Source organism: Faecalibacillus sp., assembly GCF_047023275.1.
GTDB lineage: Bacteria > Bacillota_I > Bacilli_A > Erysipelotrichales > Coprobacillaceae > Faecalibacillus.
Genome location: NZ_JBKYAR010000001.1, coordinates 12,245 through 34,527, shown reverse-complemented (window position 1 = coordinate 34,527; position 22,283 = coordinate 12,245). Strand labels below are relative to the sequence as shown.

Genomic DNA, 22,283 nt, shown 5'->3' with positions numbered 1-22,283 from the left:
GTTTTTATGAAAAAAACACTTACAAATATTTTTTACAGTTGTTGTGTACAATTATTAGGAATAATTGTACCTTTAATTACATCTCCCTATATTTCAAGAATTTTAAGACCAACGAATTTAGGAATTTATACATATATTGACTCTGTTTCACAGGTTTTTATGACAATTGGGTTGATAGGATTATCTAATTATGGTATACGTGAAATAGCTTATTCAAAGGATAATAAAAAGGAGCGTTCTAAAACTTTCTTTGAAATAATGATTTTAAGAATTATTTTATTAGCAATATCATATTTTTGTTATTGTTTCTTTATGAAAGGAACAAAATATGAAATGTATTCTATTTACCAAATAATTTGGTTTGCGGGTTCTTTCTTAGATGTTGTTTGGGTATTTAATGGATTGGAAGATTTTAAAACAGTTGTTTTAAGAACGGTTTTAGTTAAAACAGTAAATGTTTTTTGTATTTTTATATTTATAAAATCACCAGCAGATTTATTAAAATATATTCTTTTAATGGGAATATGCCAAGCATTAGGAACTTTAATATGTTATAAGAATTTAAAAAGAGTGCTTGAAATACCAAATTTTAAAGAATTAAATATCTTTAGACATCTTATTCCAACTTTAAAAATTGCTTTACCACAAATAGTAACACTTGTCTTTTATCAAATGGATAAAATTATGTTGGAATGGATATTAGATGATTCTGCTGTTTTGGCTTTTTATGATTTAGCAGATAAAATTGTTAAAATTCCTGTAACGGCTATAACAGCTATAAGTACTGTTATGTTACCTAAAAGTTCAAAATATTTTATAGATAATGATCATGCAGGATTAACAAAAAGTTTACAAGCCACAGTTGATTTTTCAATCATGTTGATTATTCCTATGTGTTTAGGATTGATGAGCATATCATGTGGATTTGTACCTTGGTTTTATGGAAGTGAATATTTAGAAGTTTCTTATATTATTATTACTTTGTGTCCTGTTATTATCGCAAGAGGTTTATCAAGTATTTCAAGCTCACAATATTTGGTTCCTACAAAAAATACACGTTATCTTACATATTCAAGTGTTTTTGCTGCAATTATAAATGTTGTTATTAATTTTATAACAATTCCAATTTTAGGAGTTTATGGAGCAGTGTTAGGAACAATTTTTGCAGAATTTAGTGTAACAATTATTCAATTCTATTACATGTTAAAAGATATAAAAATAAAAGATATGTCAAGAAGTTTTATAAGATATACTTTATTTGGTTGTATCGCTTGTGGTTGTTCTTTAGTTGTATGGTATCTATTAGATACACATATTTATACAACTGTTTTACAAATAGGATGTGCAATGATTGTTTATTTAGGATTATTAGTTGTATCTAAAGATAAACTTTTAGAAAATATTCATTTTAAAAAATAAAATGTGAGGTTTATATGAAAAAATTATATATTGTCTTTGATCAAATTCCAAGTAAAGAAAGTGGTGGGCTTATAGCAACATATTTTAATTTGGTAAAACTATTAGACCAAGACTTTGAAATTCATATTGTTTCAATATTTAATACAAATAAGAAAAATAAAAATTTATTTGATCAATATCCAATACATGTTGTTGATAAAAATTTAATAGATATGCGTTTTTATAAAATATTTTCTTACTTATTAAAAGAAAAAAATATAAAAAAATTTATCTATGGCATAAAAAGTTTATTTTTATATTTTTTTTCTATTCCAATTATAAAGAAAAAGATATCTAAAATGATTTATAATGATGATCGTGTTGTTGTTTCTTCACCATCAGCAGCAATCTTTATGCCTAGAAATTTAAATTTTATATTAGAAATTCATACAAAGTATGAGTACTTTTTTGGAAGCAATAAATTAGGTAAATTGCAAAGTATGTTGATGACTAGACCACAACTCATTTTATTTAGAAGCAAAGTGGATGCAAATAAGGCAAAAAATCAATATTTAACAGATTATATGTATAATACGATTGACGTAGAAAAAATATGTGCTATAAAAGATTATGAACAGGTAAAAAATAAATTTTTGTTTGTTGGACGTCTATCTTCTGAAAAAAATCTTTTTAAATTATTAAGTGTTGCTGCTATCTTAAAAGAAAAAAATCAAAATTTTACAATTGATATTTATGGTACAGGTGAAATGTATGAAAGTCTTAAAGAAGAAATTTATCGATTACATTTAGAAGATTATGTTATTTTAAAGGGATTTATTAATGATAAACATATCTATTTTAATTATGCGGTTTTTTTACTTACATCAACTATTGAAGGTTTTCCCTTAACAATTATTGAGGCAAAAGCTAATGCTACTCCTACAATTACAACATTTTGGGGAGAAGCTGTGAATGAAACGGTTACAGATGGCTATGATGGATATATTATAGAAGATCCTAATGAAATAGCAGACAAGTTAATTATATTAATGAATAATCAGGCGTTATTAAAAAAATTAAGTGAAAACGCACTTAACGAGTTTGATTGCTTTTCAAGAAAAGAATCAAGAAAAAAATGGTTAGAAATATTAAAATAAAAATGGAGGTACAAAATGAAAACTTTAGTTATAATTCCAGCGTATAATGAAGAAGAAAGCATTTTAAGAGTTGTTAGAAATCTTGAAAATGCTAATATTGATTGCGACTATGTTGTAATCAATGATTGTTCTAAAGATAGTACAGGGAAAATTTTAGATGAGAATAATATTAATCATATTGATTTGCCGGTTAACTTAGGATTAACTGGTGCAGTACAAACAGGGTATAAATATGCTTATTATAATAATTATGATGCAGCTATTCAATTTGATGGTGATGGGCAACATTTACCAGAATACATACCTAGTTTAATAAAAGAAATAGAAAATGGTTATGATATTGTTATAGGATCAAGATTTGTGGATGAAAAGAAACATTTTAGTATGAGAATGCTAGGTAGTAGAATTATTACAACAATGATCAAGCTAACAACAGGAGTTACAATTAATGATCCTACTAGTGGGATGAGAATTATTAATAAAGAATTGATTAAAGATTATGCTTTTGAATTAAATAGAAAACCAGAACCTGATACACTTGCTTTTCAATTAAAAAAAGGTTATAAAGCAAAAGAAGTACAAGTTAAGATGGAAGATAGACTTGCCGGTACAAGTATCTATACAGGGATAGGAAGTTCTATTCAATATATGTTAAAAGTATTAATAACAATTATATTCTTTAATTAGGAGGTAAAGTATGAGTTTAACATTACAAATATTATTAATTATAGCCACTGTTTTATTCTTTATTATTTTAGTAAAGAATGTTAAAAAAGGTAAATTAAGAACTGATTATGCTTTAGCATGGATTCTTTGTTCGATAGCATTAATTATTTTAAGTATTTTTCCACAGATTGCTTTTTTTGCAGCTAGGCTTATAGGTGTCATTTCAACTGCAAATATGGTTTTTGCTGCTATTATTTTTATGCTCATTATTTTAGTTTATATTTTATTTAATAAGGTTTCTATGTTAGAAGAAAAGCAAAAGGACTTAATTCAAGAAATTGCTATTTTGAAAAAGAAAAACGATTTGAAATAGGAAGGAAATTATAAAATGCTGAATTATGTAAAAGGTGCAATTTTCATAATTGCATATATATCATTTTTATATGTCTTTGGCTCTGCATTAATACCAAAAACAAAGAGTGCTCCCAAAAGATTTGTAGTTGGTTATATATTTTTTGCTTCATTTTTAGCTATTGTAGGGATACCTATACAATTATTAAATCTATCTTGGAATATGTTTTTTATATATTTTCTAATTTTGAGCTTAAGTATTCTTATTTTTTCAGTATATAGAATATATACTAAAAAAATACGCTTATTTAATGGAGATTTATATGATTTTGTAAAAAAATACTGGTTTTTATTTTTTTTAGCAAGTATCTTGGTTTTAATTTCTACAGTTAAAATAGGATGGTACTGGATGAATAATTGTTTAGATGATGGTTATTACCTAAATAGGATTGCTACATTACCTTACATTGATCATCCTTTTGCAGTTGTACCTGGTACTGGTTTGTTAGGAAATGTGAGTTTATCAAACTCATATAATTATAATATTTTTGAATTAGAAGCTTCAGTTTATATTTATATTCTTAGAATTATACCAACTTTTTTTGCTAGAGGATGTTTATCCTATGTTAATTATTTTTTATTTGCTTGTGTATCATATTGTTTTTTTGAAAAAGTTAATGATCAACTTGGAGTTGAAATAAAATTAGATCAAAATATGTTGCAATATTTAACAATCTTTATCATGATTTTTTCTTTTAATTATGATTTAAGTAAATTGTACAATTTACATCAATTGCAAGATGGATGGCAAAATGCAACAGCTATGTATTATGGATCCTCTATTGTAAGAAGTATGGGATTAGTGATGCTACTAACACCATTTATTGGAAAAGAAAAAATAAAATTTAAAGATTGTTTTTGGTTTGGAATAACATCGTTAGTCCTCATGTCTAAATCGTCTATAGCTTTACCTTTAATTTTTGTAAGTGCGATATGTATTTGTTTCATTATATTTATAAAACAAAAAAAAATGTGGATATTTTTATTTGCACTAATAGTTTTATTAATGGGTGTAGGTTATTTAATTGGAGATAACATAGGAATAGCGAATACATATCGAAATCAATTTATAAGTAATTCTAAATCTATTATAATTGCTATTTCCTTTATAATTATATTTATTAATCTATTTTTTAAATGTAAATCAGTTATGTTAGAAATATGTGGTTATATTTTGTTATTGTTTGGGCTAACATTAATTGAACCTATCAATAATCTTTTTGAAAAATTATCAATGTATGATTTTGTAGCATGTAGATTTTTAACAGGGGTATTTACTTTTGTTATTATGTTTGCTGTTTTTTGCTTAGTTATGATATTAAAGAAAATAATAGTGTCTAGAAAAATTAAATACTATTTTTACTCAATATTTATGTTTGGTGCATCTTTGATTTTTTTCTTTGTAAGTATATTTGCACAAGTTAATTATTCAATGAATAAATTAACAGATACAGTAGAAATTTTTCTAAGAAATAAATATTTTGTACCTCAGTCGATTGTCTTTTTAGGAGATTGTTTAGAACAACTTTCAAAGGAAAAAAATGAAAAATTATATGCAATTATGCCAGAGGGAATAGGGGTAGAAGGTATTACATACTCACTTGCAATATCTATTAGACAGCTATCTCCTTCTACTGTTTCTTTATCGGCATATAATAGATATCCAGGAAGTATTGAGCCTGAGTTTGCAAATTATTCAGCTGATAATCAACGAATTTTTGATGAATTTATTTCTTATAGAAACACGGAAACATTAAAAAACTTTGAAAAAATGTTAAATGAATATCCAATTAATTGTGTAGTTACTCTTAATTGTGTAGATCAAGAAATGCAAAAAATTGGTATGAAAAAATATACAGGAATTTCTTATCAAAATAGTTATTATATTTATTATAGATAAATATAATTTATTGATATGTCAATAAATTATAATGATGGATACGACTGAAGTATCAAATATAATTTTTGTCTAGTAGCAAATGATGATAGTGATAGAGATGTAACACTTTTCAGAAATGTATTTTATAATGAAGGTAAATTGATTTAAAATAATATTAATACGTAAATATTATTTTAAAGAATAATAGTTAAATACAAGAAGTTTGAATTTGATAGTGAATTAATAAATATAAGTTTCTTGTATATTATAAAATTAATAAGAAAATAGTATAGAAATGATGATTAATTATAAAAATCATCATTTTTTTGTATGAAACTAATTTAATTTTAAAATATATACAAAAGATGTGATAGAATATAATAGAATTACGAAGTGTTGGACAAAAGAATATGTATATGGTATATTTTAGAGGTTTTTATATATAAAATTATAAAAGATTTAGCGGAGGTCTTATGAATAAAGAAAATGCTATTGAAGTTAGAAATATGACAAAATATTTCAAAGTTGAGTATGACAAAGCTCATACTTTAAAAGAAAGATTGTTATCTTTTGGAAAAAGCAATAGAGAAGTTCATACGGTATTGAAGAATATAAATTTAGATATTAAAAAAGGTGAAACTGTTTGTTTGATTGGAACAAATGGAAGTGGTAAATCAACTTTATTGAAGTTGATGACTAAGATTATTTATCCTAATGAAGGGACAATTGAAACACATGGTAAGTTGACTTCGTTACTTGAATTGGGTGCAGGTTTCCATCAAGATTTTACAGGAAGAGAAAATATTTATTTTAATGCTGCTGTTTTTGGTTTAACAAAAGCTGAAATTGAAAAAAGAGTAGATGATATCATTGAATTCTCTGAACTTGGAGAATTTATTGATAATCCAGTTAGAACTTATTCTTCTGGGATGTATATGAGACTTGCTTTTTCAATTGCTATTAATGTAGATGCTGAAATTTTATTAATTGATGAAATCTTAGCTGTTGGTGATCAACATTTCCAAGATAAATGTTTTGATAAGTTAAAAGAATTAAGAGATAGTGATAAGACAATTGTCATTGTTTCACACAGTTTGGATACAGTTAAGGATTTATGTACGCGTGCTGTTTGGATCTATAAAGGTGAATTTAGATTAGATGGGGATCCAACATATGTTATTGATGAATATTTAAAACAAGTTAAATTAGATCATAAAGAAGAAGCAAAGAAAAAATATCAAAAACCATTAGATACATATCATGGTATTGTGGTTGTTGATATTCCTCAATCATTTGCAGAAATAAAAAAAGATGCTTCAAAATTTACAATTTCAGGATGGTCGTTGAGTGATTGTTTTAATGATCATTTAAAGGTGACTTTTGATGATCAAGAAATTACAGAAATGAGAAAAGTTAATAGAAGTGATGTTTTAATGGCTTATCAAGAAAAATATGGTGGTTATGGAACAAATGATGATGAGTGTGGATTTGATTATTTTGTAGATATAACTCAACAAGAATTAGGTGAGCATTCTATTAATGTTCAATTATTAGATGAAAAAGATAAAGTTATATCTGAAAAAGATTTAAAGATTAATATCATATAGGAGAAAAAGAAAATGAAATTATTTAAAAACTTATATGACTATCGTGAATTATTAAAGACGAATGTAAAAAAAGATATTAGAGGTAAATATAAAGGCTCTTTTTTAGGAGTGTTATGGTCATTTTTAAATCCTTTATTGATGGTAGCAGTTTATGCGATTGTTTTCCCTTATATTATGAGAATTAAAACTGATAATTATCTTCAATATCTAATTTGTGGGGTTATTCCTTGGAACTTCTTTACGACAGTTATGGGACTTGGAATGGGAAGTATTAAAAACAATGCGGGGGTTATTAAAAAAGTATACTTTCCTAGAGAAATTTTACCAATATCAGCTACTTTAAGTGGTTTGGTTAATTTCTTTATAGCATGTATTATTATCATTATTTTCTGTGTATTTGGTGGACTTGGTTTAAGTTGGCATATTTTATTAGTACCATTTATTGCCTTAGTTCAATTTGTTATTACAGCAGGAATGGTTTTAGGATTAAGTGCAATTAATGTTTATATTCAAGATACAGAATATATTATTCAATTCGTTATCAATATGTTATTTTATGGAACACCTATTTTATATCCAGTAGAATTATTCCCGGAAGCAATTCGTTGGGTGCTCTATTTAAATCCTTTTACACATATTGTAAGTGCCTATCGTGATTGTTTTATGTATCATACATTACCAGCAATGTCTAGTGTAATTTATATGGTTGTAATGGCTCTTATTTGTTTTGTATTAGGTATGTTTATCTTTAGAAAATTAGAAAAAGGATTTGCTGAAGAAATATAAGGGGTGATAGACATGAAGACATTAGATTATATAAACGTCAGAGATGCACAGGTTCATGGTCTTGTTAATCCAACATTTATTATGTATGGTAACTGTACTTTAAAAGATTATTCTTTTGAAGTTACTGTTGATGGAAAGGTTAAAGACGTACGCTTTTTGCCAGATCTAGCAAGTGATAACTATGAATTAACATTATCTTTAAGTAAAGATGATTCTAAAATAAAGGTTTATTTAGTACATGATGGTAAAAAAGAACTTGTTTGTACGAGAAAAAATACTTTAATGAAGAGAATTAAATCAAAGATTAGAACTCTTTTACAAAAAACAGCTAGAAAAACAAAAGAAACAAATAATAAAGTAAAAGTAAATACTTATGCTATTGGTAAAGAAGTTAAATATATTGCGAAAGAATATCATTTTATTTTAACTCCAAATAGATTAAAACAAAGTAAAAGACGTATTAAAGAAAATAAGAAGAATAAGAATAAATTTTTGGATGCTTATAATTTCTTAAATCAAAAAGAATATCTTTTATGGTTAGAAGAAAATGAAAAGCCATTTGATGAACATCCACAATTTGATTACAATCCACTTATTTCGATTTGTATTCCTGTTTATAATGTGGAAAGAAAATATTTAGCAGAATGCTTAGATTCTATTTTAAATCAAACATATCAAAATTTTGAAATATGTTTATCTAATGATTGTTCAACTTTACAAGAAACAATTGATACTTTAAATGAATATGAAAAGAAAGATTCTAGAATCAAAGTGCATCATCGTAAAGAAAATGGACATATTTCTAAAGCAACAAATGATGCTTTAAATATTGCTAGTGGTGAATTTATTGGTTTAATGGATAATGATGATTTACTTGCTAGAAATGCATTAGCTGAATGTGTCGCTGTTTTAAATAAAAATAAAGAATTAGATTTTATCTACACGGATGAAGATAAGATGGATATGAAAGGATTAAGAAGAGATCCTCATTTTAAATCAGATTATGCACCTGATTCATTACTTGGAAGTAACTATATTTGTCACTTTGAAATCATGAGAAAATCAATTGTTGATGAAATCGGTGGTTTTAGAGTAGGTTATGAAGGGGCGCAAGATTATGATATTTTCTTAAGATTTTTAGAAAAAACAACACCAGAACGTGTTTACCATATTCCAAAGATTTTATATCATTGGAGAATGATTGAGGGTTCAACTGCTGCTACTATTGATAGTAAAGGTTATGCTGTTGAAAAAGGAAGAATGGCAGTAGAAGATGCTTTAAAACGACGTGGAATTAAAGCTAAAGTAACTGTTCATCCAAGAGTGCCTTATTATTTAGTAAGATATGAATATGAAACAGAACCAATGGTTTCAATCATTATTCCAACAAAAGATTATGCAGATATTACAGAACAATGTTTAAAATCATTATTTGAAAAAACAACGTATAAAAATTATGAAGTTATTTTAATGAATAACAATAGCGAAAAGAAAGAAACTTTTGATTTATTTAAAAAATATCAAAATAAATATTCTAACTTTAGAGTTATTGATGCTAATTATGAATTTAACTATTCTAAAATCAATAATCAAGCTGTACAAGCTGCTAAAGGTGAATATATTGTTTTATTAAACAATGATACTGAAATTATTACACCACATTGGTTACAAGTAATGGTTGGTTATGCAATGCAACCACATATTGGTGCAGTAGGTGCTAAATTATTATATCCTGATAATACAGTTCAACATGCTGGTATTATTTTAGGTATTGGGGGAATTGCTCAACATTGCTTTATTGATAATCCTAGAGAAGATGTTGGTTTCTATGGAAGATTATCAGTCCCATTTAATTACAGTGCTGTTACAGCAGCATGTTTAATGGTTTCTAAAGAAAAGTATTTAGAAGTCAATGGTTTAGAAGAAGAGTTACAAGTTGCATTTAATGATGTTGATTTCAACTTAAAATTATTAAAACAAGGTTATTACAATATTTGTTTAAATCAAGTAGAACTTTATCATTATGAATCTAAATCTAGAGGTGATGATACAGTTGATACAAATAGTGCTAAATATCGCCGTTTTGTACAAGAACATGATTATATGAAAGATAAATGGGGTTATATGTTATATAGTGATCGTTTCTATAATCCAAATTTAAGTTTGAAAAAGGCGTTTGTTTTAGATAAGAAAAATTAAGAATTATAAAATTGAATACTAAATAAAAAAGTGCTAGTATGTCCATGACATAAAGAGCACTTTTTTGTTAGGAGAAGAAAATGAAAGAATTATTAATAAGATATAAAGAAATAATTATGTATTTAGTATTTGGCGTTCTTACAACACTTGTTAATATTGTTGTGTATTTTGTAAGTGCAGAACTTTTACATATTAATTATTTGATTTCTAATGCATTAGCATGGTTTTTATCTGTTTTATTTGCCTATATCACAAATAGAAAATATGTTTTTGAAAGTAATAGTCAAAATATTTTGAAAGAAGCAATTTCTTTCTTTAGTTCTAGATTAGCTACAGGAATTTTAGATATGGTACTGATGTGGCTATTTGTTTATTTTAATATTGTTAATGATGTTATCGCTAAAGTGATTGTTAATGTGATTGTCGTTGTATTAAATTATGTTTTAAGTAAGTTGGTTGTTTTTAAAGGAGCTAAATAGAATGGAAAAGATTACGGTTATCGTTCCTTGTTATAATGAAGAAGAAGCTTTGCATTATTATTATCAAGAAATGAGTAGAGTTATGGATGAAATGAATGATGTGGATTTTGAACTATTATTTGTAAATGATGGCTCAAAAGATAAAACATTAGAAATCATGATGGAACTTGCTAGAAAAGATTCAAGAGTCAAATATCTTTCTTTTTCAAGAAACTTTGGAAAAGAAGCGGCGATGTATGCAGGTTTTGAAAATAGTACAGGAGATTATGTGTGCTTAATGGATGCTGATTTACAAGATCCCCCAAGATTACTACCTGAAATGTTAAAAGCCATTAGAGAAGAAGGCTATGATAGTGCTGCAACAAGAAGAGTGACACGTAAAGGGGAACCACCAATTAGATCTTTTTTTGCTAGAATGTTTTATAAAATTATGAATAAAATATCTGATACTGAATTAATGGATGGAGCTCGTGATTATCGTTTGATGACAAGACAATTTGTGAATGCTTTATTAGAATTAAAGGAATATAATCGTTTTAGTAAAGGTTTATTTGGTTGGGTTGGATTTAAAACTAAATGGATTGAATTTGAAAATGTAGAAAGAGTTGCTGGAGAAACAAAGTGGTCATTTTGGAAGTTATTATTATATAGTATTGAAGGAATTGTAGCTTTTTCAACAGCACCATTAGCGATTGCTTCACTATTAGGCATGTTGATGTTATTTGTAGCTTTCATCTTTATTATTTTCATTATTATAAGAACCCTTATTTTTAATGATCCTACAAGTGGCTGGCCATCACTTGTTTGTATTATTACTTTAATAGGTGGAATACAAATATTTTGTACAGGAATATTAGGACAATATTTATCTAAAACATATTTAGAAACAAAGAAAAGACCTGTTTATATTGTAAAGGATACAAATATAGAAAATAAAAAATGATAATTCTTTTATAAGAACATTTATAGGTGTTAATTCAAGAATATGCTATAATGAGTATGCAAATTGGAGGTAAATCAATGAAAGTATTAGTAACAGGTGTTAATGGTCAATTAGGCTATGACGTTATGAATGAATTAAAACAAAGAGGATATGAAGCTATTGGAAGTGATATTACTGAAAGTAATGAACATTTTGAAAAATATGTTCAATTAGATATCACTAATAATGATGCTGTAGAAAAAGTTATTACTGAAATTAATCCTGATGTTGTTGTTCATTGTGCAGCATGGACTGCTGTTGATTTAGCAGAAGATGATGATAAAGTAGAAAAAGTAAGAGCGGTTAACGCTAAAGGAACAGAAAATATTGCTTTAGTATGTAAAAAATTAGATTGTAAAATGATTTATATTTCTACTGATTATGTATTTAATGGACAAGGTGAAACACCATGGGATCCAGATTGTAAAGATTATAAACCGTTGAATGTTTATGGACAAACTAAATTAGAAGGTGAACTTGCTGTTTCTTCAAATTTAGATAAATATTTTATTGTTCGTATTGCTTGGGTATTTGGTGTTAATGGTAAAAACTTTATTAAAACAATGTTAAATGTTGGAAAGAAATATCCACAAGTTAAAGTGGTTAATGATCAAATTGGTACACCAACATATACATTTGATCTTGCAAGATTATTAGTGGATATGGCTGAAAGTGATAAATATGGTTATTATCATGCTACTAATGAAGGTGGATATATTTCATGGTATGATTTTACAGTAGAAATCTTTAAACAAGCAGGGTATACTACAGAAGTTTTACCAGTAACAACTGAAGAATATGGATTATCTAAAGCTGCCAGACCATTTAATAGTAGATTAGATAAATCTAAACTTGTAGAAAATGGTTTTAAACCACTTCCTACATGGCAAGATGCATTAAGTAGATATTTAAAAGAAATTGAATATTAAGCTACGACTAGTACTTTAAAAAGTACTAGTTTTTTTAAAATAAAGTTTTTGCCATCACTATAACATGGGGAGTTGTTTATGTTATACTATTTCTAACAAAAGAAAGGTAGTAATTATGAAAGTATCATTAGTAATGGCTGTTTATAATGGCGAAAAGTATTTAATTGAACAATTGGATTCTATTAGAAAACAAACATATCCAATAGATGAAGTTATTTTATTAGATGATGTTTCTACAGATAATAGTTATGAACTTATTCATCAATATATTGATGGTTATAAACTTATTAATTGGAAACTTATAAAAAATGAAAATAATTTAGGATATCGTAAGAACTTTAAAAAAGGATTAGAAATAGTAGATGGAGATATCATTTTTTTAAGTGATCAAGATGATCGTTGGCATTTAAATAAAATTGAAGTGATGGTTGAAAAGATGAAGAATCCTCATATTTTATCACTTGCATCAAGTTTTAATTTTATGGATCAAGATGGAAAATGTTTTGAAGTAAATAAAATTAAAGGACGTTCAAATAATAATTTACTTTTTAAAGAAGTAACAGAAGAATTAACAGAAATAGATTTAAAGAGTTTATTAGAAATGAATTTTTCTCAAGGATGCTGTATGGCAATAAAAAAAGAAATTAAAGAAAACTATTTAAAAGTAACATCAGGAAAGTTACCTCATGATTGGGAATTGAATATTGTATCTGCAGTTAAAAATGGATGTTTTTATTTAGATATACCACTTATGGATTATAGAATACATAATAATAATACAATTGGAATGGATAATATTGTTGAAGGTAATATTATAAATGAAAAGAAACAAAGAGTAAATGAACGTATTGAACAAACAAAGGCACAAATAGAAAATGTGAATTTTGCATTAGAATTAGAGTTAAATAGAGAACAAAAAAGATATTGTTTCAATTATAAAAACTATTTAACTCAAAGAGTTTCAATGATGGAAAATAAAAAAATAATTTCTTTAATTATTTACTTTTTAAAAGGAAAATATAAAGGATTTGGAAGAATTAAAACTTTTTTAGGAGATTTAGTGAATATTATTAAATAGGTGAGTGTATGAAAAAAATATTATTAATATCAAATATGTATCCATCAAAAAAATATAAACATTATGGTGTATTTGTTCAAAATACAGCCCGTATTTTAGAAAATAATGGCTATCAAGTAGATGTATCAGCATTAAAGAAAAAAGATAGTAAATTGGGGAAATTAGGTGGGTATATAGGTTTTTATTTAAAAAGTATCTTTTTATGTTTGTTTCATCATTATGATTATTTATATGCTCATTATATTTCTCATTGTGCTTTATTAATTAAAATCATTAAAAAGTTAAAACCTAGTATAAAAGTTGTTGTTAACGTTCATGGAAATGATGTTGTTCCAGAAGATCAACATGATGAAAAATTTATACCTTTAGTTAAATCTACTTTACCATTAGTAGATATTTGCATTGTTCCTTCTAGTTATTATCAAAAAGTAATGAAAGAAGATTATGGATTAAAAGAATCAATGATTAAAATCTTTCCTTCTGGAGGTATTAACTTTGAGATTTTTAAAGAAATAAATCATGCTAAAGAAAAATTACAGTTAGATACAAATAAAAAATGTATAGGTTATATTGGAAGATATGAAAAAAGAAAAGGTTGGGAAATCTTTTTAAAAGCTATCAGTTTATTAGAAAATGTAGACCAATATCAAATTGTAATGGTAGGTGTTGGTGAAGATGAAGAAAAAGCAGAAGAACTTATCAAAGAATATCATTTAGAAAATGTAATTAAAAAATATCCAATGCAAACTCAAAAAGAATTGGCTTTATTCTATTCAGCTATTGATATTTTTTGTTTTCCAACTTATCGTAAAAGTGATAGTTTAGGATTGGTAGGATTAGAAGCTATGGCTTGTGGGTGTGTTGTGATTGCTTCAAATATGGCAGGACCCACAAGTTATGTTAAAGATCAAGAAAATGGTTTTTTCTTTAAACCAAAAGATGGTGAAGATTTAAGTCGAAAGATTAAAGATGTTTTATTAATGAATAAAGTTCAAATCAATGCTATTAAAATAAATGCTTATCAAACAGCAAAGGAATATGATGTAAATGATATTTCTCAAAGTTTAGTGGATATTTTTAATGAAATATAGGATGTGAAAGTATGGATGTATCAATTATTATTCCTATTTATAAGGGAAATGGATATATAGAATCTTTATTAAATAAAATAGAGATGAATTATAAATTAAGTCAAAAAGAGATAGAAGTTATTTTTGTTAATGATTATCCTGATGAAGAAATTATTGTAGGTAGTCAACATGATTTTCCAATTAGAATTATTAATAATGAAATGAATCAAGGAATTCACCAAACAAGAATCAACGGTTTAAAAAAAGCTTTAGGAAAATACATTTTATTTTTAGATCAAGATGATGAAATTAGTGATAATTTTATTAAAAGTCAATTAGAACATATTGGAGAAGCTGATTTATGTATTGCTAATGGAATTATGGAATCAGAAAATGGGAAATGTTTGATTTATAAAAATAAAAGATCTCAAGATTATTTAAAGAAGCAAATAGGATTTATTAAAGTAAGAGATCTAATTGTTTCACCAGGACATTGTTTGATTAAAAAAACAAGTATACCAGAATATTGGACAAAGAATATTATGTCTGTTAATTCAGCAGATGATTACTTCTTATGGCTATTGATGATAGAAAATAAATGCCAATTCAATGTGAATCATGATGTTTTGTATACGCATAAATATACAGGTGAAAATGTTTCTGGAAGTATTGATCAAGTGCATAAGTCTAACATGGAAATGGTTGATTTATTAAAAGAATATTGTCATAATGTCAATGTTGATTTATTGAAAAGAACTATTACATATAAATATAATATGAAAAAACAAGGGAAATTAGTTCCATCAATAAAAAATATAGATTTATTTTTATATAATACGATCTATCAATTATTATGGAAAGGTATGTAAAATATGAAAAATGTGTTTATTATAGGGAGTAAAGGAATACCTGCTAATTATGGGGGTTTTGAAACTTTTGTAGAATATTTAACAAAATATAAAGTAAGTGAAGATATTAAATATCATGTTGCTTGTATGTCTGATCATGAAGAAGAATTTGAACATAATCAAGCAAGATGTTTTAAGGTACAAGTACCTGCTATTGGTCCAGCAAAAGCTGTTTATTATGATATAGCTGCTTTAAAAGCTGTTTATCAATATGTTGATGAACATCAAATTGAAGATGCTATTGTTTATATTTTAGCTTGTCGTATTGGTCCATTTTTAAAGAAATATGTTAAAATGTTTCATTCAAAGAATATTCAAGTTTTTGTTAATCCAGATGGTCATGAATTTAAAAGAGCTAAATGGAATTGGTTTATTAGACAATATTGGAAATTATCTGAAAGATTGATGATTAAAAATGCAGACTATGTTGTTTGTGATTCACAAAGTATTGAAAAATATATTCAAGAAGATTATAAAAAATATCATCCTCAAACAACTTTTATTGCTTATGGAGCAGATGTCGTTGATAACAGTGATGATGAAAAATTTACAGTATGGGCCAAAGAACATGAAGTTTCAAAAAAAGAATATTATTTAATTGTTGGACGTTTTGTTCCTGAAAACAATTATGAAACAATGATTCGTGAATTCATGAGTTCACATACTAAAAAGGATTTAGTGATTGTTACAGGATATCAAGATAATAAATTGTATCATATTTTAAATAATAAATATCATTTTGAAAATGATACAAGAATTAAATTCGTAGGTACTATTTATGATGATGCTTTATTAAAAAGTGTTAGAAAAAATGCTTTTGCTTATTTACATGGCCATGAAGTAGGTGGAACAAATCCATCTTTATTAGAAGCATTAGGTTCTACAAAATTAAATCTTTTATTAAATGTTGGTTTTAACCAAGAAGTAGGTTTAGATTCAAGTATTTATTGGGGTAAAGAAAAAGGAAATTTAAAGAATTTAATAGAACATGTAGAAACATTTGATCAAGAGTATATTAATACTTTAGGTAAAGCTGCTAAAGAAAGAATAAAAACAGCCTATAGTTGGGATAAAATTGTATCTGACTATGAAAATTTATTCTTAAGAAAAAAAGATTTGTAGATAATTGTAAATTGTTATATAGTAATAAAGAAAAGAAATGAAGAATTTCGTGGAGGAACAATTATGATAAAGAAAATAACAGCTGTATTAATGGCATTTGTTTTATCAATGTCATTAGTAGGATGTAGTAAATCAAGTGATAAGGATTCTAGTAAATCTACTACATCAAGCAGTATTAAAGTCAAAGATGTTAGTGATTTTCAAGAGTTTGATGGTTTAATCAAATATTTTACAATTGATGGTAAAAAAATAGCTATTCCTGAAACAGTTGGTGAATATGCTAATTACTTATCTCAAGTAGGAAAAGTTACTTTAAATGATACAGATGAAAAAGTAGAAGATGTTGATTTAGATGCTGAAGGTATTTCATCAATGGCAGCTTATTTAAGCGTTGAATTAGATAGTGGAGATGTTGCTCGTTTCTATTTAAGATATGAAAATCCTACTAAAAAAACAATTAGTGTAGCTGAAGCATCTGTTACATTTATTGAAGTAAAATATGATGTTTATGCTGAAGAAGAATATGATAAAGCAGCTAAAGGTGTTGAAGTTGAAACAAGTGAAGGAACTTTAGCATTAGATAATAAAGTAAAATATGCTCAAGTTAAAAGAATGTTAGGTGAACCATCTCAAGAAACTGATGGTAGATTCCATTATACAGATGATGCAGGATACAAATATATGTTTGATTGCTGTAATGAAAATAGAAATGGAATATTTAGAGGATTCAGTATTGAATATCCAAGTAAATAATAAAAATATCTGCTTTTTATAAGCAGCTATTTTTATATAGTCATATAATTTAATAGTGTAAAGGATAGATTTAATGAAAAAACTAAAACAATGTATTAATCAAAATAAAAATTATATTTTAGGAACAATTGTTCTATTTCTATTTTTATTTTATTGTTCAACAAAACTATGTATGAATGTAGCACCCGATGAATATATGAGATATGATATACCATTATTTATTTATCATCATTCCTATTTACCACAAGGAAATGAAAAAGAAATATTAAATGCAATATGGGGATTTTCATATGGTTTTACACCATATCTTCCTTCATTGATAAGTGTTTTCTTTATGAAAATAGCATCAATTTTTACAACGAATACAGTACATTTATTAATAGCAGCAAGATTAACGAGTGTATTTGCAGGAGCTTTAACATTTTTTGTATGTTGTAAAATAGGTGAAGAAATCTTTAATCATCGATTAACTATATATTTATTTTCTATTTTTGTTTCTTTATTACCACAATTTATGTATTTATCGCTTTATTTAAATAATGATTCTTTTTCAATTTTTACAACAGCTTTAATTGTATATGGATGGATTAAAGGAATTAAAACAAATTGGCATTATAAGTGGTGTATTTTCTTAGGGATTTCTATAGGCTTATGTGCATTAACTTATTATAATGCGTATGGTTTTATATTATGTAGTATTATTATTTATTTTGTAAGTTGTTATAAAAAGAAAATTGATTTGAAAACTTTCTTAAAGAAAGGTATGTTAATAGCTATTTTTGCTTTTATCGTAGCAGGATGGTTCTTTATAAGAAATGCAATGATTCATAATGGTGATTTTTTAGGAATGAATTCAATGTATGCATGTGGTGAAAAATATGCTAAGCAAGGCTATCAACTTTCACAAAGAAGTACTTACCAAAATCAAGGAATAAGTTTATTTTCGATGATCTTTGGTACTGATTGGTTGATGACAACAATAAAAAGCTTTATTTGTGCTACTGGATATATGCAAAATATTATTAGTGGAAAACGTTTTTATTTATATTTAATGATTATTCTTTTGGGAATCATCATGATGGTAATAGCGTTAAAAAGAAAGTGTCAATTAAGATTTAAATTTGAAAATTATTTTGTGATAAGTCTTATTTTATGTATACTTATTCCTTTTATTCTATCTATAAAGTATTCTTATTCTATAGATTATCAACCACAAGGAAGATATGTTATGTCTATTTTGATTCCAATAGCTTTATTTATGAGTGTTGGTTATGAGTATTTGAGTAAACTTATTGAAGATAAATATAAAATAAAGATGAAATATAGTGAATTAGCGATGATCATCATTTATATTTTATTATTTATTATATGTTATATAAGTTATGTAGTCGTTTGTTTTGGTGATAAAATAATTTAAGTAGGTGATGATGTGTTTGATTCAAAATTAAAGAAATTGGGTAAGAATGTAGTATTAGGCTTCTTTGCAGTTATAACATTATTACTTACATTTTTAAGTTTATTTAATAACGCTTATTTAAGTTGGGATGAACATACGACAATTGTAGCAGATAGACCATTTTATTTATTAGGATGGTTTATTGTTATTGTGTTTTTTGTTTATTTTGTTAGAAAACATTATAGAACTCAAGATACTTATTATTTTAGTAGAATATTTATTATCTTGAGTTTGATATTATTGATTGTTGGTGTATTTATGATTTTTAAGTTTGATTTTGTACCGGTTGCTGATCAAGCGAATATCTTAGAAGCAGCTGCAGGATTAAAAAGTGGAAATTATAGTTATTTTACACCAATGGGTTATGTTGGAAAATGTTCTAATCAAGCAGGAATTGTTGTTATTCTTTATTATTTGTCATTTATATTTGGAGAAAATAACTATCAAGCTTTTCAAGTACTTAATATTATTGGTTTATTAATTAGTTATTATTGTTTATGTAAAATATCACAAATCAGTTTTCATAATGATGAATTAAAAAATTGGACATTGATTTTACTCTTTATATTTTTTCCTTTAACATTTTATATAGCCTTTGTTTATGGAAATATCTTTGGACATGCTTTTTCATTACTAGCAATTCTAGCAGGATATCAATATTTTGAAACAGGTAAAATCAAATATATTTTATTATCTATTATCTCAATTATCTTTGCGATGATGTTTAAATCAAATTATATGATTGTCTTTGTAGCAATGGTTATTTTCATTTTATTTGATATTATTTTAAATAAAAAATATACATCTATTATTTTATTAATTTTATTTGTACCTGCCTATTTTGCATCTTCGATGATTCCTAATACAATTATTAAAAATATAACAGGAATTGAACTTGGTAAAGGAATACCAATGATTGCTTATGTAGAAATGGGTTTACAAGATAGTGATGTAGCTCCAGGATGGTTCAATGGATATAACTGGAGTGTCTATGAAAATAATAATGGTGATTATGAGGTTGCTAATACACAAGTAAAAAATGATTTAAAAAATACATTAATAAATTATTTAACACATCCAAGTGATTTCTTTGATTTTCTGTATAGAAAAACAGTTTCGCAATGGTGTAATCCTGATTTTCAAGGGACATGGGTAACAAGGCATAGTAGTTTTTATATTCAAAGTGAATTGTGGTATCAAATATATAATGTTTATGAAACGCTTATTTTACTAGGAACTCTTGCTTATATTTATTTTACAGGTAGACATATGAAGTTACATCGATTATTGTTACCAACAATTTTTATTGGAGGATTTATTTTTCATTTATTTTGGGAAGCTAAATCACAATATACAATTACATATTTTGTTTTATTGATTCCTTATTGTGCAAAAGGGTTAATGGATATGACAAATGAAATGATTGATTCATTTCGTAATATAAGAATCGTTAAAAGCATTCCTAAAAAAGTAAGCATGATTATTGAAATGGATACTTTTAGGTTTATGGTTGTTGTCATTGCACTTATTTGTATCATAAAGATACTTATATAAAGTTTTTAATTAGGTTATTTAAATATAACTAATAGAGTCCAACTAAAGTAGTTGGATTTTTTTATTTATATGTAAAAAATCAAGCTGTATTTTTAATATAAAAATAGTATAATCTATACAATATATGAACATATATTATGTATGATAAAACTAAAAAGAAAGGAGTACTAATTTGGAAAAACTATTTGATTTAAGTGAATTTAATTCTTATAAAGAAGATAATCGCAGAGAAGTAAAAAGTGCTAAAAATGGGTTACCAAACTCAGTTTGGGAAACGTATTCTGCTTTTGCGAATGGTTATGGTGGTGTTATAATTTTAGGTGTTATAGAAAATAAAGATGGATCTTGGTCAACTTCTGGATTAAATGATGAAAATTGTCAAAAACTTATAAAACAATTTTGGAATGATGTTAATAATAGACAAAAAGTAAATATTAATTTACTAAAAGATGATGACGTAACTGTTTATAAAGAAAAAGATGATAGAATTGTTGTTATTTGTGTTCCAATGGCTAGAAGAGAAGAAAAGCCAGTTTACATTAATAATAACTTATTTAATGGAACATATAGAAGAAATCATGATGGTGATTATCATTGTACACGTTTGCAAGTTAAAACGATGTTACGTGACCAAGCAGAAAAAACAATGGACATGGAAGTATTAGATGATGTTCCTTTGAAGGATTTGAACTATGAAACAATACAAGGGTATAGAAATAGACATCAAGTATTAAAAGCAGGACATCCTTTTGAAAGATTAAATAATGATGAATATTTAAGAAGTATTGGTGCAGCGGCCATTTCAAAAGAAGATCATCAATTGCATCCTACAGCAGCAGGAATGCTGATGTTTGGCGATGAATACAACATTGTACGTCATTTTCCGGATTATTTTTTAGATTATAGAGAAGTATTAGATCCAACAATACGTTGGACGGATCGTTTACAATCAAGTTCAGGAGAGTGGTCTGGAAATATTTGTGACTTTTATTTTAGAGTTTATAATAAAATTATTAAAGATGTAAAGGTTCCTTTTTTGATGAAAGGTGGAGATCGTATAGATGATACTCCTGTTCATAAAGCTCTTCGAGAAGCGTTAGCTAATTGTTTGATTAATGCGGATTATTATGGCACAAGAGGTGTTGTTATAAAAAAAGATCAAGATAGAATTGTTTTTGAAAACCCTGGATATATTAGAACTGGTAAGGAACAAATGAGAAGAGGTGGAGAATCTGATCCTCGAAATAAAACACTTATGAAAATGTTTAATTTAATAAATATTGGAGAACGTTCTGGAAGTGGTGTTCCAAATATTTTTGATACCTGGAATGATCAAGGATGGAAAGAACCTGTTATTGAGGAAAAGTTTGACCCTGATAGAACAACTTTAACGCTTGAATTTATAAATAAGATCGGTAAAGAAAAACCGGCGAAGAAAACAAGCGAAGAAAACAATCGAAGAAAACAATCGAAGAAAACAAGCGAAGAAAATAAAATTGGGAATAAAACAAGAATAAATATGTTGAAAATAGAAAAATATTTACAAGAAAATGGAGAATCGAAAACAAATGAAATTGCTAAATATTTAGAACTTAGCCCTGCTAGAACTAGAAAGATTCTTTCGCAAATGGATTCACTCGAAGCTATTGGTACAAATACAAATAGAAGATATAGACTTAAAAACAACTCCGATTAACAGAGTTGTTTTTAAAATGCCTCCTTTCTAAACACAAGTAAAATCTCTATTTATTAAACTGAGAACAAATAGATGTGTTTTTTAATATTTGCTCAGGTTCTCGTTTAATGTGTGTCGGTAGTGAATTTCTTTTTTTAAATTTATTTGTATAGA

Annotated in this window: 19 protein-coding genes; all 19 read left to right on the top strand. The window is 26.1% G+C overall.

Going from position 1 to position 22,283, the window contains the following annotated elements:
* Positions 1-6 precede the first annotated feature (6 nt).
* Entirely contained in the window at positions 7-1,419 is a 1,413-nt protein-coding gene (locus ACLVEP_RS00175) for a flippase (protein WP_412582097.1), read from the top strand.
* A gap of 14 nt (positions 1,420-1,433) precedes the next feature.
* Positions 1,434-2,555, top strand: a complete 1,122-nt coding sequence (locus ACLVEP_RS00170) for a glycosyltransferase (protein WP_412582096.1) — start codon at positions 1,434-1,436, stop codon at positions 2,553-2,555.
* A gap of 15 nt (positions 2,556-2,570) precedes the next feature.
* A complete protein-coding gene (locus ACLVEP_RS00165) occupies positions 2,571-3,242 on the top strand; it encodes a glycosyltransferase family 2 protein (protein ID WP_412582095.1) in 672 nt (223 codons plus the stop codon).
* 10 nt (positions 3,243-3,252) lie between these two features.
* Complete coding sequence (locus tag ACLVEP_RS00160) at positions 3,253-3,594, top strand: DUF2304 domain-containing protein (RefSeq protein WP_412582094.1); 342 nt, start codon at positions 3,253-3,255, stop codon at positions 3,592-3,594.
* 15 nt (positions 3,595-3,609) lie between these two features.
* Positions 3,610-5,532: a DUF6077 domain-containing protein gene (locus ACLVEP_RS00155; RefSeq protein ID WP_412582093.1), complete on the top strand. Its 1,923-nt coding sequence runs from the start codon at positions 3,610-3,612 to the stop codon at positions 5,530-5,532.
* A gap of 452 nt (positions 5,533-5,984) precedes the next feature.
* Positions 5,985-7,118 (top strand): ABC transporter ATP-binding protein, encoded by a 1,134-nt coding sequence (locus ACLVEP_RS00150; protein ID WP_412582092.1) that lies wholly within the window; start codon positions 5,985-5,987, stop codon positions 7,116-7,118.
* Between the two features lie 12 nt (positions 7,119-7,130).
* A complete protein-coding gene (locus ACLVEP_RS00145; protein ID WP_412582091.1) occupies positions 7,131-7,904 on the top strand; it encodes an ABC transporter permease in 774 nt (257 codons plus the stop codon).
* A 12-nt stretch (positions 7,905-7,916) separates the two neighbouring features.
* Positions 7,917-10,103, top strand: a complete 2,187-nt coding sequence (locus tag ACLVEP_RS00140; protein WP_412582090.1) for a glycosyltransferase family 2 protein — start codon at positions 7,917-7,919, stop codon at positions 10,101-10,103.
* 80 nt (positions 10,104-10,183) lie between these two features.
* The gene (locus tag ACLVEP_RS00135; RefSeq protein WP_412582089.1) at positions 10,184-10,582 is read left to right on the top strand and encodes a GtrA family protein; all 399 of its coding nucleotides are present in this window, start codon (positions 10,184-10,186) and stop codon (positions 10,580-10,582) included.
* 1 nt (position 10,583) lies between these two features.
* Positions 10,584-11,525 (top strand): glycosyltransferase family 2 protein, encoded by a 942-nt coding sequence (locus ACLVEP_RS00130; protein WP_412582088.1) that lies wholly within the window; start codon positions 10,584-10,586, stop codon positions 11,523-11,525.
* Positions 11,526-11,602: 77 nt separating this feature from the next.
* Complete coding sequence (rfbD, locus tag ACLVEP_RS00125; protein WP_412582087.1) at positions 11,603-12,493, top strand: dTDP-4-dehydrorhamnose reductase; 891 nt, start codon at positions 11,603-11,605, stop codon at positions 12,491-12,493.
* Positions 12,494-12,608: 115 nt separating this feature from the next.
* Complete coding sequence (locus ACLVEP_RS00120; RefSeq protein ID WP_412582086.1) at positions 12,609-13,571, top strand: glycosyltransferase; 963 nt, start codon at positions 12,609-12,611, stop codon at positions 13,569-13,571.
* A gap of 8 nt (positions 13,572-13,579) precedes the next feature.
* Complete coding sequence (locus tag ACLVEP_RS00115; RefSeq protein WP_412582085.1) at positions 13,580-14,662, top strand: glycosyltransferase family 4 protein; 1,083 nt, start codon at positions 13,580-13,582, stop codon at positions 14,660-14,662.
* Positions 14,663-14,673: 11 nt separating this feature from the next.
* Positions 14,674-15,510: a glycosyltransferase family 2 protein gene (locus ACLVEP_RS00110; RefSeq protein WP_412582084.1), complete on the top strand. Its 837-nt coding sequence runs from the start codon at positions 14,674-14,676 to the stop codon at positions 15,508-15,510.
* Positions 15,511-15,513: 3 nt separating this feature from the next.
* Entirely contained in the window at positions 15,514-16,671 is a 1,158-nt protein-coding gene (cps2T, locus tag ACLVEP_RS00105) for a beta 1-4 rhamnosyltransferase Cps2T (protein WP_412582083.1), read from the top strand.
* A gap of 63 nt (positions 16,672-16,734) precedes the next feature.
* Positions 16,735-17,424, top strand: a complete 690-nt coding sequence (locus ACLVEP_RS00100; protein WP_412582082.1) for a hypothetical protein — start codon at positions 16,735-16,737, stop codon at positions 17,422-17,424.
* A 73-nt stretch (positions 17,425-17,497) separates the two neighbouring features.
* Positions 17,498-18,841 (top strand): ArnT family glycosyltransferase, encoded by a 1,344-nt coding sequence (locus tag ACLVEP_RS00095; protein ID WP_412582081.1) that lies wholly within the window; start codon positions 17,498-17,500, stop codon positions 18,839-18,841.
* Positions 18,842-18,853: 12 nt separating this feature from the next.
* The gene (locus ACLVEP_RS00090) at positions 18,854-20,434 is read left to right on the top strand and encodes a hypothetical protein (RefSeq protein ID WP_412582080.1); all 1,581 of its coding nucleotides are present in this window, start codon (positions 18,854-18,856) and stop codon (positions 20,432-20,434) included.
* A gap of 172 nt (positions 20,435-20,606) precedes the next feature.
* Positions 20,607-22,130 carry an ATP-binding protein gene (locus tag ACLVEP_RS00085; RefSeq protein ID WP_320096963.1) on the top strand — a complete coding sequence of 508 codons (1,524 nt, stop codon included), beginning with the start codon at positions 20,607-20,609 and terminating at the stop codon, positions 22,128-22,130.
* Positions 22,131-22,283: the final 153 nt, after the last annotated feature.